The organism is Janibacter sp. A1S7, assembly GCF_037198315.1.
Classification (GTDB): Bacteria; Actinomycetota; Actinomycetes; order Actinomycetales; family Dermatophilaceae; genus Janibacter; species Janibacter alittae.
In genome coordinates this window covers 2,023,563-2,040,375 of sequence record NZ_CP144913.1, presented here as the reverse complement: position 1 = coordinate 2,040,375, position 16,813 = coordinate 2,023,563, and the positions used below count along the sequence as shown (strand labels likewise).

The window sequence follows — 16,813 nt, the reverse complement described above, 5'->3', positions numbered from 1 at the left end:
CTAGGGGAGGGACACGACCTGCGCGGCCCAGACGAGGCCGGCGCCGAAGCCGATCAGCAGGGCCAGGCCACCCGGGGCGACCTCACCCTCGCGCAGCATCCGGTCCATCGCCAGCGGGACGGAGCCACCGGAGGTGTTGGCGGTGGTGCGGATGTCGCGGGCGACGGGCAGGTCCTTCGGCAGCCCGAGCTCCTTGGCCATCTGGTCGATGATGCGCACATTGGCCTGGTGGGGGATGAAGGCGGCGAGGTCCTCGGCCCGGACCCCCGCGGCGTCAAGGGCCCGCTGGGCCTCCTTGGCCATCGACCACACGGCCCAGCGGAAGACGCTCGGCCCCTCCATGACGATCGCCGGCCAGGGCAGGTCGCGGTTCTCGGCCAGCTCCATCCACGAGTTGCGCGAGGTGATCAGCGCCTTCTTGTCGCCGTCGCTGCCCCACACGGTCGGACCGATGCCCGGGGTCTCGCTGCGCGAGACGACCGCGGCTCCGGCGCCGTCGCCGAAGATGAAGGCCGATCCCCGGTCCGTCGGGTCGGTGAAGTCGAGCATCTTCTCCACGCCGACGACGAGGACGTTCTCGGCCGTGCCGGCACGGACCTGGTCGTTGGCGACGGAGAGCGCGTGGCAGAAGCCGGCGCACGCGGCCGAGAGGTCGAATGCGGCGGCACGCGAGCCCAACCGGGCAGCGAGCTCCGGTGCGGCAGCAGGGGTCTGGTACGGATGAGTCACGGTGGCGACGATGACGGTGTCGATCTCGCTCGCGTCGATGTCGGCGTACTCCAGCGCGGCCCGGGAGGCGTGCTCGGACATGTCGACGACGCTCTCGTCCGGTGCGGCGCGGTGACGTGACTCGATGCCGGAGCGCTCGCGGATCCACTCGTCGGAGGAGTCGATCGCCTCGACGATCTCGCTGTTGGGCACGACCCGTGCCGGGCGGTAGCTGCCGGTGCCGGTGATCCGGGCGTGGTGGAACTCGGTGGGGACCGTCAGGCGGCTCATGCGATCGCACCCTCGGGGTGCAGGCGCAACAGCGGCTGGCCGGGGGACACGGGGTCGCCGTCCTCGACGAGCCACTCCACGACGGTGCCCGAGTGGTCTGCCAGCACCTCGCGGGTGTCGCGCAGCGAGGAGATCCGGGCGACGACGTCACCGGCCGGGACGGCCGTGCCCGGCGTGCTGGCGGTGATCTCCACCGTCCCCTTCACCGGCGCGGTGATCAGTCGCCAGGTGGGCTGGGAGGCGTCGCGGGCCGAGCCGTGCTCGCGCACCATGCGGTGGGCGGCCTCGAGGTCGTCCGGGGACTTCAGCGCGAGGGTCTCGACGCCCTTGAGCCCGCGCTTGGCCAGACCGGTGAGGGCGCCGGCCGGCGGGATCTCGATGATGCCGGTCACGCCCAGGTCGCGCATCGTCTCCATGCACAGATCCCATCGCACCGGGTTGCGCACCTGACTGACGATACGGCGCAGGGCCTCACGGCCGGAGTGGATCACCTCACCGTCGACGTTCGAGACGAGCGGGACGCGGGCGTCGTGGACGGAGACGGCACGAGCCAGGCGGGAGAGGTCGTCGACGGCGGGCGCCATGTGCTCGGTGTGGAAGGCTCCGGCGACCTTCAGCGGCATGACCCGGGCCTTGGCCGGCGGGTTGTCCGACAGCGCGGCGAGCTGCTCGAGGGTCCCCGCGGCGACGATCTGCCCGGCGCCGTTGACGTTGGCCGGGGTGAGGCCGTGCGACTCCAGCGACGCGGTGACCTCGTCCGGGTCGCCGCCGAGGACGGCGCTCATGCCGGTCGGGGTGGCCGTGGCCGCCGTGGCCATGCCGCGGCCCCGCTCGCGGACCAGGACCATCGCCTGCTCCGCGCTGATCACACCGGCGGCAGAGGCCGCGGTGATCTCCCCGACGCTGTGGCCGGCGCCGGCACCGACGACGCGGAAGCCGTCGGCCGGGTGCTCGAACAGCGCGAGGAGGGAGAGCAGACCCGACGCGACGATCAGTGGCTGGGCGACTGCAGTGTCCTTGATGGTCGCCTCGTCGGAGGTCGTGCCGTGGGCCTCGAGGTCCATGCCGGCCACGGCCGAGAGCCAGTGGAGGCGGTCGGGGACTCCGGGGAGTTCGAGCCACGGGGCGAGGAAGCCGGGCGTCTGTGAGCCCTGGCCGGGACAGGTGATGGCGAGCACGTCTCCAGACTCGCGGGCGAAGGGGGGCCCGCGCGACGTCGACCCCACCAGAGAATCACCCCACGATTTTGGAGGAATCCTCCACAATCGAACCCAGGGTCAGCGCCACCCGCACCGTGAAGGCCTCGTGCGGGTTGGTCAGGTCGTACCCGACGATGTCCGCGATCCGGCCGAGTCGGTAGCGCACCGTGTTCACGTGGACGTACAGCGCGCGGGCGGTCGCCTCCAGGCCGGGGGAGTCGAGGTGCGTGCGAGCCGTCTCCAGCAGGCTCGGGTGGTCCGCCAGCGCAGTGGCGACGGTCTCGACGAGCGTCGCCCGCGCCAGCGGGTCGCCGGCGACCGCGCGCTCCGCCATCAGGTCGTCGGCCGCGACCGGGCGCGGCCGACCGGGCCAACCGTCTGCGGCGAGGTGGCCCGCCACGGCGGCGTGAGCGGACAGGGCGCCCTCAGCGAGGTCCTCGACGAGAGGGCCGTGGACGAGGTCACCGTCGGCGAAGCACTCGGCGAGGTCACGCACCCGCGCCCGAGGATCGGTGACCGCACCGATCACGACCACCAGTCGGGCGCCCTGGACTCCTGCGAGCACCGGGACGTCGAGGCGCTGGGCGACCCGGTGGACGGCGCTCACCGCCCCCGCCGGATCGTCTCCCTCGGGAGAGTGCGGCGAATTGCCCACCAGCACAACGATATCCGCTACACCGTCCCAGCCGAGGGCCGCGGCGCGGGTGCGGATCGACTCGTCGACCTCACCGCGCATCACCGCGTCGATGATGAGTGACTCCAGCCGTGCGTCCCAGGCGCCGCGCTGCTCGGCGGCCTGTGCGTAGACCAGCGCCGCGCCGAAGGCGATCTCGCTGGAGTAGCGCAGGACCGCCACGCGCAGGTCGGTCACGTCGCCGGGGCGGGCCAGGTCCTCCACGCGCTCCTCGACGACCTCGACGACCGTCCGGGCGAGCTCGAGCGTCTGGGCGAGGCTGATGGTCCGGGTCAGCTCCCGAGGAGCCGCGCCGAAGATGGTGCGGGTGTCCGCGGGGCCGGTGCCGTTGAGCCAGTTGATGAAGTTGGCGATACCGGCCTGCGCGACCATGCCGACCCATGAGCGCTCGCGAGCGCTGAGTGTGGCGTACCAGTCGTGCCTGTCCTCGAGCCGCTTGGTCGCCGCTGTGGCGAGCTCACCTCCCTTGCGTCGCACCGAGCGACGAGTGGTCAGGGAGACGAGGCCACGACGCGACATGTGGGCAGTCTATGTGTGAACAGCACAATCACCCACGAGCGTTGGAGGGATCAGTCGGTGCCGAACTCCATGGCCGCCCGGTCGAGTGCCTCGTCGTCGTCGTCGCTACCTGCGGCAAGGGGATTGGCCGCGATCCGGTCGCCGCCGCCTGCCTCCAGCTCGCCCATGATCTCGAGGTAGCCGCCACTGAGCTGGTCCTGCGCGGCGTAGACCTCGAGCTTGCTGCGGCTGTCCGCGATGTCGAGGTTGCGCATCGTCAGCTGACCGATGCGGTCGACCGGGCCGAAGGCGGCGTTCTCGGTGCGCTCCATCGACAACTTGTCCGGGTGGTAGCTGAAGTGCTCTCCCGTGGTGTTGACGATGGTCCAGTCCTCGCCGCGACGCAGCCGGATGGTCACCTCACCGGTGACCACGGAGGCGACCCAGCGCTGCAGCGACTCGCGGATCATGAGCGCCTGAGGATCGAACCAGCGGCCCTCGTAGAGCAGACGACCCAGTCGGCGGCCCTCGGCGTGGTAGCTCGCGATCGTGTCCTCGTTGTGGATCGCGTTGACCAGGCGCTCGTAGGTGGTGTGCAGCAGCGCGATCGCCGGACCCTCGTAGATGCCGCGGGACTTGGCCTCGATGATGCGATTCTCGATCTGGTCGGACATGCCCAGGCCGTGGCGGCCACCGATGTCGTTGGCCGCGCGCACGAGGGCCACGGCGTCCCCGCCGAAGTCGTCGCCGTTGAGGGCGACCGGGCGTCCGCGCTCGAACCGGACGGTGACGTCCTCGGGCTCGATGGCCACGGACTGGTCCCAGAAGGGCACGCCCATGATCGGGGTGACGATCTCCATCGACTCGTCGAGGTGCTCGAGGGTCTTCGCCTCGTGGGTGGCACCCCAGATGTTGGCGTCGGTGGAGTAGGCCTTCTCGGCGCTGTCGCGGTAGGGCAGCCCACGCTCGGTGAGCCACTCGGACATCTCCTGACGGCCACCGAGCTCGGTGACGAAGTCGGCGTCGAGCCACGGCTTGTAGATCCGCAGACCGGGGTTGGCCATGAGGCCGTATCGGTAGAAGCGCTCGATGTCGTTGCCCTTGAACGTCGAGCCGTCACCCCAGATGGAGACGCCGTCCTCCTTCATGGCGCGCACGAGCAGCGTGCCGGTCACGGCGCGGCCCAGGGGCGTGGTGTTGAAGTAGGTGCGGCCACCGCTGCGGATGTGGAAGGCGCCGCAGGCGATCGCGGACAGTCCCTCCTCGACCAGTGGTCCCTTGCAGTCGACGAGGCGGGAGAGCTCGGAGCCGTACTGGCCCGCTCGGCCGGGGATCGACTCGATGTCGTCCTCGTCGTACTGGCCGAGGTCGGCGGTGTACGTGCACGGCACCGCCCCCTTCTCGCGCATCCACGCGACGGCCACCGAGGTGTCGAGACCACCGGAGAAGGCGATGCCGACACGTTCACCAACAGGGAGGGATGTGAGTACCTTGGACACGAGCCCCACCCTAGGACCTTGGTGCGGCAACCGACGACCTGCCATGACCCGTGCGCCATCCCGTGGGCGCGGTCACGTCGCGAGAGGAGTGCTGCACCCCTGATCTTCGCGCACCGCGGCGCCTGCGGATACCGACCCGAGCACACAGCAGCCGCGTACGAGCTGGCCGTGGCGATGGGCGCCGACTACATCGAGCCCGACCTGGTCATGACGGCCGACGGGGTGCTCGTGGACCGGCACGAGCCGGACATCTCCGAGACGACCGATGTCGCCGACCGCCCCGAGTTCGCCGGCCGCCGGCGGACGAAGGGGGTCGACGGCACGGTCGTCACCGGCTGGTTCGTCGACGACTTCACCCTCGAGGAGCTGCGGACGCTGCGGGCCACGGAGCGCCTGGGCGAACTGCGCCCCGGTTCGGCCCGCTACGACGGTCGGTACCCGGTCATGACCTTCGAGGACGTGCTGCGCCAACGCGCGGACCTGGCGCGAGAGTACGGACGACCCATCGGGATCATCCCGGAGATCAAGCACCCGAGCTACCTGCGCGAGCTCGGCCACCACCCCGAGGCCGAGGTGACCCGCCTGTTGGAGGAGCACGGCCTCAACGACCCGGGCGCCGCGGCCTGGGTCCAGTGCTTCGAGCCGAGCGCCCTGCAGAACCTGCGCACCTGCGGGTACCGCGGTCACTCGCTCCTGCTCACCGAGGTGGGCGGCGCCCCCTTCGACCTGCGTGCGCAGGGGACGACCTGCGCCGACCTGCTCACTCCGGCGGCCCTGCAGGACGTCGCCCGGTGGGCCGACGCGGTCAGTCCGCAGAAGACGCAGGTCATCCCGTGGACCACGGACGGGCGGCTGGGGGAGGCGACCCGCCTCGTCGCGGACGCCCACGCAGCGGGCCTGGCGGTCTTCCCGTGGACCTTCCGCGCGGAGAACGCCTTCCTCCCGCGCGACCACCGCATCGGTGACGACCCGGCGGCTCACGGGCGACTGGTCGACGAGGTCGTGGCCCATCTCGACGCCGGTGTCGACGGCATCTTCTGCGACCATCCCGACCTGTGCGTCGAGGCCAGGGCGCAGTTCCTGGGCGGGAACTGACCCGCCACAGCCGAGGGAGGACTCCAGACCGTGCACGTCCCCGTGGCCATGCGTCGTCGAGCGAGCCGCCGTACTCGCACGGGTGCCGGGGAGTGTGCGGTTCGAGTGAGTACGTTCTCGCCGAGGGATCCCGGGCCGATGTCGTGCCCGGCGGCCCGGATGAGGTGGACCTGGCGCAGGGTGGGCCGGTTGGGCTCGCGACGCACCCGCGACCGGTGCTGAACGAGGGTCCCGGCTCACGGACACGACGAAGGGGGCGCCCACACCGCGATCCTGCCACGCTGTGGGCGCCCCCTTCGGGGTGTGCTCAGGCGTCGCCGCCGGTGGTGCCGGAGGTGCCGGCGGTGACGTCGAGGAGGCGGTACTTCTCGGCCGCCTTCGCCGGGATGTCCTCGGCGACCCACCCGCGGTCGGCGAGCATCTGCAGTGCCCGCACCGCCATCGACGGACCGTCGACGTGGAAGTACCGGCGTGCGGCCGCGCGGGTGTCGGAGAACCCGAACCCGTCCGTGCCGAGCGCCGAGAACTCTTCCGGCACCCACGGGCGGATCTGGTCCTGGACCTGCTTCATGTAGTCCGAGACGGCGACGATCGGGCCGACGGCGCCCTCCAGCGCTTGGGTGACGTACGGCGTGCGCCGCTCGTTCTCCGGGTGGAGGAAGCGCTCCTCGTCGCACCGCATCGCCTCACGGCGCAGCTCCGTCCAGCTGGTCACCGACCACACGTCGGCGGCCACGCCCCAGTCCTCGCGCAGCAGCTCCTGCGCCTCCAGCGCCCACGGCAGGCCGACACCGCTGGCGAGCAGCTGGCAGCGCGGCGGCGTGTCCCCGAGCCCGGAGTCGTCCGCAACGGCGTAGCGGTACATGCCCTTGAGCAGTCCGTCCACGTCCAGGTCCTCCGGCTCGGGCGGTTGGACGAGGGGCTCGTTGTAGAGGGTGAGGTAGTAGATGACGTTGCGGCTGGGGTCGCCCTGCGGGGCGTCGCCGCCGTACATCCGCTCCAGCCCCTGGTGCATGATGTGCGCGATCTCGAAGCCGTAGGCCGGGTCCCAGGAGACGACCGCAGGGTTGGTCGAGGCCAGCAGTGGCGAGTGCCCGTCGGCGTGCTGCAGCCCCTCACCGGTCAGCGTGGTGCGACCGGCCGTGGCGCCGAGCATGAAGCCGCGGGACATCTGGTCACCCGCGGCCCAGATCCCGTCGCCGGTGCGCTGGAAGCCGAACATCGAGTAGAAGATGTAGACCGGCACCATCGGCTCGCCGTGCGTGGCGTAGCTCGTCGCGGCCGCGGTGAAGGCAGCCACCGAGCCGGCCTCGTTGATGCCCGTGTGCTGCAGCTGCCCGGTCTCGGACTCGCGGTAGGCGAGCATGAGGTCCGCATCGACCGAGGTGTAGTTCTGCCCGTGCGGGTTGTAGATCTTCTTCGTCGGGAAGAAGGAGTCCATGCCGAAGGTGCGCGCCTCGTCGGGGATGATCGGCACGATCCGCTCCCCGAAGCCCTTCTCGCGCATGAGGTCCTTCAGCAGGCGCACCCAGGCCATCGTCGTCGCGATCTCCTGCTTGCCCGACCCCTTGGCCAGCTGTCCGTACTTCTCCTTCGCCGGCAGCTTCAGCGGCTCGTAGTCCACACGGCGCTCCGGCAGGCCACCCCCGAGCTTCGCGCGGCGCTCCTTCATGTACTGGATCGCCTCGTCGTCCTCGCCCGGGTGGTAGTAGGGCGGCAGGTAGGGATCCTTCTCCAGCTCCTCGTCGGAGATCGGGATCCGCAGTCCGTCGCGCAGGCCCTTGAGGTCCTCGATCGTCAGCTTCTTCATCTGGTGGGTGGCGTTGCGGCCGGCGAAGCTCGAACCGAGGCCGTATCCCTTGATCGTCTTGGCGAGGATGACCGTCGGCTGACCGGTGTGCTCCATCGCGGCACGGTAGGCGGCGTAGACCTTGTTGTAGTCGTGGCCACCGCGCTTGAGCTTCCACCAGACGTCCGCGTCGGACCAGTCCGCCACGAGCTTGCGGGTGCGCGGGTCACGGTCGAAGAAGTGCTCACGCACGTAGGCACCGTCGTTGGCGCGGAAGGTCTGGTAGTCCCCGTCGGGCGTCTGGTTCATCAGGTTGACCAGGGCGCCGTCGTGGTCGGCGGCCAGCAACGGGTCCCAGCCTCGTCCCCAGACGACCTTGATGACGTTCCAGCCCGCGCCGCGGAAGAAGGCCTCGAGCTCCTGGATGATCTTGCCGTTGCCACGCACCGGCCCGTCGAGACGCTGCAGGTTGCAGTTGATGACGAAGGTGAGGTTGTCCAGCTCCTCGAAGGCCGCGGTCTGCAGCAGACCCCGGCTCTCCGCCTCGTCCATCTCGCCGTCCCCGAGGAAGGCCCACACGTGCTGCTCGGAGGTGTCCTTGATGCCGCGGTTGTGCAGGTACTTGTTGAACTGCGCCTGGTAGATCGCGTTCATCGGGCCGATCCCCATCGAGACCGTGGGGAACTCCCAGAACTGCGGCATCAGCCGCGGGTGCGGGTAGGAGGGCATGCCGTTATCGGCGTCACCGGCCAGGGTGGCGGCCTCCTGGCGGAAACCGTCCATCTGCTCCTCGGTCAGCCGTCCCTCGAGGAAGGCTCGCGCGTACATGCCGGGGGAGGCGTGCCCCTGGAAGAAGATCTGGTCACCACCGTCGGGGTGGTCCTTGCCCCGCCAGAAGTGGTTGAAGCCGACCTCGTACATCGTCGCGGCCGAGGCGTACGAGGAGATGTGACCGCCCACGCCGATGTCCGGGCGCTGGGCGCGGTGGACCTGGATCGCGGCATTCCACCTGATCCACGCCCGGTAGCGCCGCTCGACCTCTTGGTCGCCGGGGTACCACGGCTCGTTGGTCGGGGAGATCGTGTTGACGTAGTCGGTCGTGGTCAACGACGGGACGCCGACGCTCTTCATCCGGGCCCGCTCGAGCAGCCGCAGCATCACGTACCGGGCTCGCTCCCGCCCCGCTCCGTCGATGACGGCATCGAGCGACTCGAGCCACTCCGCCGTCTCCTCGGAGTCGATGTCCGGCAGGTGGGTGGGGATGCCGTTGAGGATGGGGCCGTCGCTGAGGTGATCGGCAGATCCGGGCACGTCGTCGTCCTTTCCGAAGAACTGTCCCCCGGTGGGTGTCGGAGGACACACTCATCTTCCCTCGCCCGTGGCGCGCGTCACAAGCCGGGGTCGCCGAACGAGCGAGGGCGCTGTCCTCGCTCAGTCGTCGACGCGTTCCGGATGGGCGTAGGCGGTGGCCCTCGGCCCCCGGACGAACCCGAGCAGGGTCAGTCCGCTGCGCTGCGCCACCTCGACGGCCAGGGTGGTCGCGGCGGAGACGCAGGCGAGCACCGGGGCGCCGGCGACGGCGGCCTTCTGGGCGATCTCGAATCCGGCCCGGGAGGAGACCAGCAGCACGTGACCGCGAAGGGGGAGACCCCCTTCGCGCGCGGCCCACCCGATCACCTTGTCGACGGCGTTGTGCCGACCGATGTCCTCCCGGACCACCAGGAGGCGTCCGTCGGGGGCGAGCAGGGCGGCGGCGTGGACTCCGCCGGTGGCCTCGAAGACCTTCTGGCGCTCGCGCATGGCGGCCATCCCGAGGTGGATGTGCTCCAACGTGTGTCGCGCCGGGTCGTCGGAGGGGGAGTGGGGCAGGGCCGCCAGCAGGTCGTCGACCGAGGTGGAGCCGCAGACGCCGCAGGCGCTCGTGGCGACCTCGGTCCGTGCCGTCACCGGGCGCCGCAGCGAGACACCCGCCGCGAGCGTGACCTCGACGACGTTGAAGGTCGGCGAGCCGTCCGGGTCGGTGTCGGTGCAGTGCATCATCGCGGCCACGTCCTCGGCGTCCGTGATGAGCCCCTCGGTGACCAAGTGCCCCAACGCGAGGTCGAAGTCGTCACCGGGCAGGCGCATCGTCGTGGTCACCGTCGTCGACGGCGGCCGCAACTCGCTCGGTGCGCCACCCGCGGCCAGCCCGGCGGCGGGCAGGGAGGCCACCCGGATCTCCAGGGGTTCCTCGACGGCGAGTGACTCGAGGCGACTGACCGAGCGATCGCCCATCCGCTGGGCGCGCAACCGCTGCGTCATCCGTCCCATGCGCACCTCTTCCCTCGCCCGACCATGTGACCAGCCTACGGACGAGGTCTGGTGTGATGGTGCCCGTGGATGATCACGAGCCCCGGCCCCCTTCGCCCGCACCGGCGGTGCTGCCGCTGACGGGGGACCACGGCGCGCAGTGGCGACCGGTCTCGCCCGACCTGACGACCGTGCGGCGGGTGAGCGCCACGGCGGTGCTCGTGCCGCCGGCCCTCGCCACCGCCGTGGCCGCCATCCTCCTCACACCGTGGCTGGCGGTGGCCACCGGTGTCCTCGTCATCGTCTGGTTGTGGCTGATGTGGCTGATCCCGCGTCAGGTCGCCGCGATCAGCTGGGTGGAGCTGCCGGAGGAGCTGGCGATCCGCAGGGGCCGCATGTGGCGCTCGCTGGTGACCATCCCCTACGGCCGCATCCAGTACGTCGACATCTCCTCCGGGCCGTACAAGCGGTCCAAGGGTCTTGCCGACATCACCGTCAACACCGCCTCCCCGGCGAGCAGCGGGGACATCCCCGGTCTGCCCGTCGACGTGGCCGAGGAGCTGCGCGTCCGGCTCGCCGCCCACGGCGAGGCGCAGCGGGCCGGCCTGTGATGCCCGATCATCCTCCCGGCGGCGAAGGGGGTGACGACGGCTTCTCGCGCGTGCATCCCCTCTCGCCGTTCATCCGTGGTGGTCTGGTGGTCATCGCCGTCTTCGGTTACGTCCTCTCCCAGCAGGTCGACCGGATCGTCGGCGCGACCGGGCCACCGGCGCCCGGCGAGGGCTCGTCCTCCCTGCTCGTCCCGGCCGTCCTCGTGGGGCTGACCGTGGTCGGGGCCGTGCTCCTGGGTCTGCTGTCCTGGTGGTTCACCCGCTACCGGCTCGGGGAGAGCGACCTGGAGATGCACCAGGGCGCGATCATGCGCCAGCACCGTCAGGTGCGCTACGACCGGATCCAGGCCGTCGACCTCGTCCGGCCGCTCCTGGCCCGGGTCACCGGCCTGTCCGAGGTGCGGGTGGAGTCCGCCGGTGGCGGGGACTCGCACGTGTCCATCGCCTACCTCAGGCACGCCGAGGCCGAGGCCGTGCGTGCGCGGCTGCTCGGCCTGGCGGCCCACGCGAAGGGGGCGCCCGCCCCCTCCGCCCCACCGGACCCGGGCGAGGCGACGGATTGGCCGGCCCCGGGGCCCGAGTCGGCCGGGTCCGCGGGCCGATCGGTGTGTCCCGTCCGACCGGACCACGTCGACGAGCCCGTCCGGCCGCTGCTGCAGATGCCCGCGCACCGGCTCGTGGGTTCGGTGCTGCTCTCCTGGGACACGATCTTCCTCGTCGTCCTGCTCACCCTCGCGCTGGTGCTGACCGTCGCCGACCTCGGCGTGGTCATCGGCGGATTCCTGCCGCTCGTCCTGGTCACCGGCATGCGCAGCTTCATCAAGCTCACCCGGTGGTACGGGCTGACGCTCGCGCTGCGGGGCACGACGCTCACCAGCCAGCGGGGACTGACCGACACCCGGCACTCCTCGATCCCCCTGCACCGGGTGCAGGCCCTGGAGGTCAGGCAGCCGGTCCTCTGGCGCCGTCCGGGCTGGTGGTCGCTGAAGGTCAACGTGGCCGGCGCGAAGATCGCCTCCGCTGACGGGGACTCCGGCGAGAGCGTCCTCGTCCCGGCGGCGACCACCGCCGAGGTGCTCCACCTGCTCGAGGCGGTGACCGCCGACCCCGGCACGACGGCGGAGATCGCCTCGCTCGTCGACGACACGCCCGAGGACTTCGTCGGGCTTCCTCGTGCGGCCCGGTGGTTCCACCCCTTCGCCCACCGACGGATGGGCTACCTGCCCGGGAGGCGCGCCGTGCTGATCCGCTCCGGGTGGCTCGACCGGGTCCTGCAGGTCGTGCCGTGGGGTCGCATCCAGTCGATGACCCTCCACCAGGGGCCGTGGGCGCGTCGTCTCGACCTCGCCAGCGTCGACTTCGTCAGTACCGTGGGCCCGGTACGACCCGACGCGAAGCACCTCTCGACGGCTGATGCGCAGTGTCTCGAACGCCTCGCGGCGGAGCGGGCGAGCCACGCCAGACAGCGCTCGAGCGGGCCCGTTGGTTGCGATCCGACGCCGGACCCTGTGGACTGGCCCTGATGACTGATGACCGAACCGAAGGAAGGACCACGACCTTGAGTGGGGACTCGACGGCCCGGGGAGAGCAGATGGCTCGCGGCGCCGTGGACAAGTTGGGCTTCGCCCACGACCAGATCGTCCAGGAGTACAACTGGGACGACGACGTCGACGAGGCCCTGCGGGCGGCCATCGAGGAGGTGGTCGGCATCGAGCTCGAGGACGAGGACTACACCGGTGTCGTCGACGCCGTGATCATGTGGTGGCGCGACGACGACGGTGATCTCACCGACGCACTCGTCGACACCCTGGGCACGCTCGCCGAGGGGTCCTCGATCGTCCTCCTCACCCCGCGCCCGGGCCAGCACGGCGAGGTCGACCCGAGCGAGGTCGACGAGGCGGCGACGACCGCCGGCCTGCACACCTCCGGCTCGGTGATGTGCTCCGAGGGCTGGGTCGCCACCCGACTGGCGGCCCGCAAGGGTGTCGCCTGAGCCGGGCCGGCGCACTGCCGGCATGAGTCAGCAGATCCCCGACGTCGGCGACACCGCCCCGGGCTTCACCCTCCGCGACCAGAACGGCGCGGACGTCACGCTCGGCGAGCTGACCGCCGGGCGCGCCGTGCTGCTGGTGTTCTACCCCTTCGCCTTCTCCGGGGTCTGCACGAGCGAGTTGCGCGAGATCCGCGACGATCTCGGGCGCTTCGAGTCCGCGGAGGTGACCACGCTGGCCATCTCCTGCGACCCGATGTTCAGCCTGCGCGCGTGGGCGGACCGCGAGGGGTACTTCTTCCCCCTGCTCTCCGACTTCTGGCCCCACGGTGCCGTCGCGTCCGCCTACGGCGTCTTCGACGAGGGCGCCGGCATGGCCGCGAGGGGTACCTTCCTCGTCGGGCGGGACGGACGGGTCGCCTGGCGGCTGGTCAACCCGGCGGGCGAGCGGCGTGACTTCGGTGGCTACGACCGCGCCCTGCAGGAGCTGCTCGGTGGCGCTGCGGCGGTCGGCAACGGGTAGTCTCCGCGTCCATGGGCGACGACATCCTCGAGGTGGACCTGCTGGCCTTCGAGACAGGGGATGGTGAGCGCGCGCGAGCGGTCGTCGACGGTCTGATGACCTCGCTGGACACCGGCTTCGTCTACGTGCGCCACGACCTGTCCGAGGACCTCATCGACACCGCCTACGGGATGCTCGAGGAGTTCTTCACCGCCGAGCGCGAGGTCAAGCGGCAGTTCGTCGCGCCCGGGACCCACGGTCAGACCGGCTACACCGACCTGCTGGTCGAGACCGCGGCCACCTCTCGGGTCGCGGACTGGAAGGAGATGCTCAACTGGGGCCCCTCGATCCCGGCCGGGCACCCCCTTCGCACGCGCTACCCGCACCGCTACCACGACCCGGTCCTGCCCGAGTCGGTCGTGCCGGGCATCACCGAGACGCTGACCGCCTTCCACGAGGCGGTCGCCGGTCTGCAGCGCCGGGTGCTGCGCATCATCGCCACCGGGGTGGGTGCCCACCCCGACTACTTCGAGACGATGCTCGTCGACGGGCCCACGCTCTCGCGGGCGATCCATTACCCGCCGATGCAGTCCGCGCCGGACGCCCCGCACGTGTGGGCCGCCGAGCACGCCGACATCAACCTCGTCACCGCCCTGCCGCGTGCGACCGCCGCGGGCCTGCAGGTGCGGTTGAAGGACAGTGGTGAGTGGGTCGATGCCGTCGCCCCCGAGGGCGGCGCCATCATCAACACCGGTCTGATGCTCGAGGTCGTGACCAACGGCGTCATCGAGCCGGGCATCCACCGGGTCGTCGCGGCCCCCGGGCAGCAGGGTGATCGCTACTCGGTCGTGCAGTTCAGCCACCCGACGCCGTGGACGGTGCTCACCCCGCTGGTGAGCACGGTGACGCCGCAGACGCCGCAGCGCTTCTCGCCGATCAGCGCGGCGGACGCCCTCGATCTGGTCCTCTACGAGATCAACCTCATCGAGGACGCGCGCCGCTGAGGACCCCGCGGGGTCGGCCTGTCAGAATGACCGCGGCGCACCGTGCGCCGAGGGGCCTGTAGCTCAGTTGGTAGAGCACCGCGTTTACACCGCGGTTGTCGTCGGTTCGAGCCCGGCCGGGCCCACATGAGCACACTCCGCCTGCGTGACGTGCTGGCTGCCCTCGAGGAGATGTACCCGATCGACTCGGCCCAGCCGTGGGACCGGGTCGGTCTGGTCACCGGCGACCCCGACCAGCCCGTGCGTCGGGTCCACGCCGCGGTCGACCCCACCCTCGAGGTCATCGAGGAGGCCCGCGAGGCGGGCGCGGACCTGCTCATCACGCACCACCCCCTGCTGCTGCGCGGTGTGCACTCGGTCGCCACGACGAGCGCGAAGGGGGCGAGCGTCACCTCACTCGTCGTCTCCGACATCGCCCTGTACGTCGCCCACACCAATGCCGACGTGGCCGATCCCGGTGTCAACACCGCTCTCGCGCAGGCGTGCGGTCTGACCGGGACGGAGCCACTGACCGCCGGGGAGGGCGCCCTGGGGCGCGTCGGTGACCTGGCCGTGGAGGTCTCCCTCGCGACATTCGCCGAGCGACTCGCCGACGCACTACCGCCCGCGCCGGGGGGCATCCGCGTCTCCGGTCCGGCCGACGGTCGGGTGCGGCGGGTCGCCCTGCTCGGTGGGGCCGGTGACGGCCTCATCGACGCCGCTCGCGCGGCGGGTGCCGACGTCTACGTCACCGCCGACCTGCGTCACCACCCGGCCCTCGAGGCGCGGGAGGAGGCCCGGGCGGGTGGGGGGACCCCCTTCCTCGTCGATGCGGGCCACTGGGCGAGCGAGTCCCTCTGGCTGGAGCACCTGCTGGTCCGGCTGCGGAACTGCCTCGCAGCCGCCGGCGCCGACGTGGTGGGATGGGACGGCCACGTGAGCACGATCTGCACCGACCCGTGGACGTTCACCGTCGGCGCACAGACAGCCCAAGGAGATCCCCAGTGAAGGCAGACCCCTTCGTCCAGGCTCGGCTGCTCGAGCTGCAGGCGCTCGACACCCGGCTGCAGCAGATCGCCCACGCCCGCACGCGGGTGCCGCAGATCGCCGCCCTCGAGCGGGCCCTCGCCGAGTTGCAGCAAGCCCAGGGCGACGTCGTACGGGCCGAGACGACGCTCGGCGACATCCGACGCGAGGTCACCCGGGCCGAGGCCGATGTGCAGCAGGTGCGCGACCGGGCCGCCCGCGACCAGCAGCGCCTCGAGACGGGAGCCGGCATGACCTCTCGCGACCTCACGGCGCTGCAGAGCGAGGTCGAGTCGCTCGCGCGCCGTCAGCGCGACCTCGAAGAGGTCGAGATCGAGGCGATGGAACGCCAGGAGGCCGCGGAGGAGCGGGTCGCCGCCGGGACCGAGAAGCAGGCCGGCATGCAGGCCGAGGTCGAGCGACTGACCCGGGAACGGGACGACGCGCTGGCCGAGCTCGACGCCGAGCAGGACCAGCTCGCCGCGCCCCGCGCCGAGCTGGTCGCGAGCATCGACGACCCCCTGATCACGCTGTACGACCGGATCCGTGAGAAGTCCGGTGGCCTGGCCGCCGCGGAGCTGAAGCACGGCCGGTGCGGCGGGTGCCAGCTCGAGCTCAACCCGGTCGACCTCGCCGCGATCGACAAGGCCGCCGTCGACGAGGTGGTGCGCTGCGAGGAGTGCGACCGCATCCTCGTGCGCGTCCCGGCTCCGCAGAGCTGATGGGGCGCTCCCTCCGTGTCGAGGCGGATGGTGGCTCCCGCGGCAACCCCGGTGTGGCCGGGTACGGGGCCCTGGTCCGGGACATCGGGACCGGTGAGCTGCTCGTCGAGCTCGCCGCACCACTGGGGAAGGCCAGCAACAACGTCGCCGAGTACCGCGGCATGCTCGCCGGCCTGCGGGCCGCCCGCACGATCGACCCCGGCGCCGACGTCGAGGTCGCGATGGACTCCACGTTGGTCGTCGAGCAGATGTCGGGTCGGTGGAAGATCAAGCACCCCGACATGCGTGAGCTGGCCCGGCAAGGACGCGACCTCGTGGCCGAGTTCGCCGCTGCCGGAGGATCGGTCGAGTTCACCTGGGTGCCACGCAACGCCAACGCGGACGCGGACGCCCTGTCCAACCGCGGGATGGACGGTGCGGACGTCGAGAACTGGCACGCGGACCTGCCGCCTCGTGCGCAGCGTGGTGAGGCGACGCGAGTCGTCCTCGTGCGCCACGGCGCCCCGGAGCAGGCGGAGCGGACGAGCACCCGGATGGCCGAGCTCGTCGGCGACACGCAGGTACGCATCATCACCTCCGACCCGGCCCGGGCCGGTCGGACGGGCGCCGTCCTCGCCGATCGGCTCGGGGTCGTGCCCGAGGTCGACGTGGACTGGGACGAGCAAGCGGACGGCGAGACCCACGACCACATGGCCACGAGGGTCATCGACGCGTGGCAGCGGGCCGTTGCCGGTGGGGGTGCGGTGGGCATCGCCTGCCCCCGCACGCCGATCCTCCTCGTCCTCGTGCACATCCTCGGCATGCCGCACGAGCGGATGCGACGGCTGGCCTGCGCGCCCGGCTCCCTGACCGTGATCGAGGCCTGGCCCGACGGCGAGGCGGTCGTCGCCTTCACCAACCGGACCTGAGGGGTACCG

At 71.3% G+C, this 16,813-nt stretch carries 15 protein-coding genes and 1 tRNA gene; 10 read left to right on the top strand and 6 right to left on the bottom strand.

What is annotated here, in order from left to right; translation table 11 throughout:
* Genes V1351_RS09755 through argG form a run of 4 tightly spaced genes read right to left on the bottom strand, consistent with a single transcriptional unit; the run spans position 1 to position 4,889 of the window.
* Complete coding sequence (locus V1351_RS09755) at positions 1 to 999, bottom strand: beta-ketoacyl-ACP synthase III (RefSeq protein ID WP_338747956.1); 999 nt, start codon at positions 997 to 999, stop codon at positions 1 to 3.
* Positions 996 to 2,177, bottom strand: a complete 1,182-nt coding sequence (locus V1351_RS09750; RefSeq protein WP_338747955.1) for an acyltransferase domain-containing protein — start codon at positions 2,175 to 2,177, stop codon at positions 996 to 998. Before V1351_RS09750 ends, V1351_RS09755 begins: the two co-directional genes overlap by 4 nt.
* 55 nt (positions 2,178 to 2,232) lie before the next feature.
* Positions 2,233 to 3,411, bottom strand: a complete 1,179-nt coding sequence (locus V1351_RS09745) for a PucR family transcriptional regulator (RefSeq protein WP_338747954.1) — start codon at positions 3,409 to 3,411, stop codon at positions 2,233 to 2,235.
* Between the two features lie 50 nt (positions 3,412 to 3,461).
* Positions 3,462 to 4,889: an argininosuccinate synthase gene (gene argG / locus V1351_RS09740; protein WP_338747953.1), complete on the bottom strand. Its 1,428-nt coding sequence runs from the start codon at positions 4,887 to 4,889 to the stop codon at positions 3,462 to 3,464.
* 21 nt (positions 4,890 to 4,910) lie between these two features.
* Between argG and V1351_RS09735 the strand changes: the two genes are divergently transcribed.
* Positions 4,911 to 5,984 carry a glycerophosphodiester phosphodiesterase family protein gene (locus V1351_RS09735; RefSeq protein ID WP_338747952.1) on the top strand — a complete coding sequence of 358 codons (1,074 nt, stop codon included), beginning with the start codon at positions 4,911 to 4,913 and terminating at the stop codon, positions 5,982 to 5,984.
* A 307-nt stretch (positions 5,985 to 6,291) separates the two neighbouring features.
* On the opposite strand, the gene aceE is transcribed toward V1351_RS09735, so the two are convergent.
* Both aceE and fdhD read right to left on the bottom strand, forming a co-directional pair.
* Positions 6,292 to 9,084, bottom strand: coding sequence for a pyruvate dehydrogenase (acetyl-transferring), homodimeric type (gene aceE / locus V1351_RS09725; protein WP_338747951.1), 2,793 nt, complete (start codon positions 9,082 to 9,084; stop codon positions 6,292 to 6,294).
* 120 nt (positions 9,085 to 9,204) lie between these two features.
* Positions 9,205 to 10,083, bottom strand: coding sequence for a formate dehydrogenase accessory sulfurtransferase FdhD (gene fdhD / locus V1351_RS09720; RefSeq protein ID WP_338747950.1), 879 nt, complete (start codon positions 10,081 to 10,083; stop codon positions 9,205 to 9,207).
* Between the two features lie 65 nt (positions 10,084 to 10,148).
* Between fdhD and V1351_RS09715 the strand changes: the two genes are divergently transcribed.
* From V1351_RS09715 to V1351_RS09675, 9 genes are all read left to right on the top strand, one after another.
* On the top strand, positions 10,149 to 10,673 hold the full coding sequence (locus V1351_RS09715; protein ID WP_338747949.1) for a PH domain-containing protein: 525 nt from the start codon (positions 10,149 to 10,151) through the stop codon (positions 10,671 to 10,673).
* On the top strand, positions 10,673 to 12,196 hold the full coding sequence (locus V1351_RS09710) for a PH domain-containing protein (protein ID WP_338747948.1): 1,524 nt from the start codon (positions 10,673 to 10,675) through the stop codon (positions 12,194 to 12,196). The genes V1351_RS09715 and V1351_RS09710 overlap by 1 nt, the downstream gene beginning before the upstream one ends.
* On the top strand, positions 12,196 to 12,666 hold the full coding sequence (locus V1351_RS09705; RefSeq protein WP_338747947.1) for a DUF3052 domain-containing protein: 471 nt from the start codon (positions 12,196 to 12,198) through the stop codon (positions 12,664 to 12,666). Before V1351_RS09710 ends, V1351_RS09705 begins: the two co-directional genes overlap by 1 nt.
* Positions 12,667 to 12,688: 22 nt before the next feature.
* Positions 12,689 to 13,186, top strand: coding sequence for a peroxiredoxin (locus tag V1351_RS09700; protein ID WP_338747946.1), 498 nt, complete (start codon positions 12,689 to 12,691; stop codon positions 13,184 to 13,186).
* A gap of 11 nt (positions 13,187 to 13,197) precedes the next feature.
* Positions 13,198 to 14,169, top strand: a complete 972-nt coding sequence (locus V1351_RS09695) for an isopenicillin N synthase family dioxygenase (protein ID WP_338747945.1) — start codon at positions 13,198 to 13,200, stop codon at positions 14,167 to 14,169.
* Between the two features lie 52 nt (positions 14,170 to 14,221).
* Positions 14,222 to 14,294 (top strand) — tRNA-Val (locus V1351_RS09690).
* Position 14,295: 1 nt separating this feature from the next.
* Positions 14,296 to 15,156 (top strand): Nif3-like dinuclear metal center hexameric protein, encoded by an 861-nt coding sequence (locus V1351_RS09685; RefSeq protein ID WP_338747944.1) that lies wholly within the window; start codon positions 14,296 to 14,298, stop codon positions 15,154 to 15,156.
* Positions 15,153 to 15,896: a zinc ribbon domain-containing protein gene (locus tag V1351_RS09680; RefSeq protein ID WP_338747943.1), complete on the top strand. Its 744-nt coding sequence runs from the start codon at positions 15,153 to 15,155 to the stop codon at positions 15,894 to 15,896. The genes V1351_RS09685 and V1351_RS09680 overlap by 4 nt, the downstream gene beginning before the upstream one ends.
* A complete protein-coding gene (locus V1351_RS09675) occupies positions 15,896 to 16,804 on the top strand; it encodes a reverse transcriptase-like protein (RefSeq protein WP_338747942.1) in 909 nt (302 codons plus the stop codon). The genes V1351_RS09680 and V1351_RS09675 overlap by 1 nt, the downstream gene beginning before the upstream one ends.
* Positions 16,805 to 16,813 lie beyond the last annotated feature (9 nt).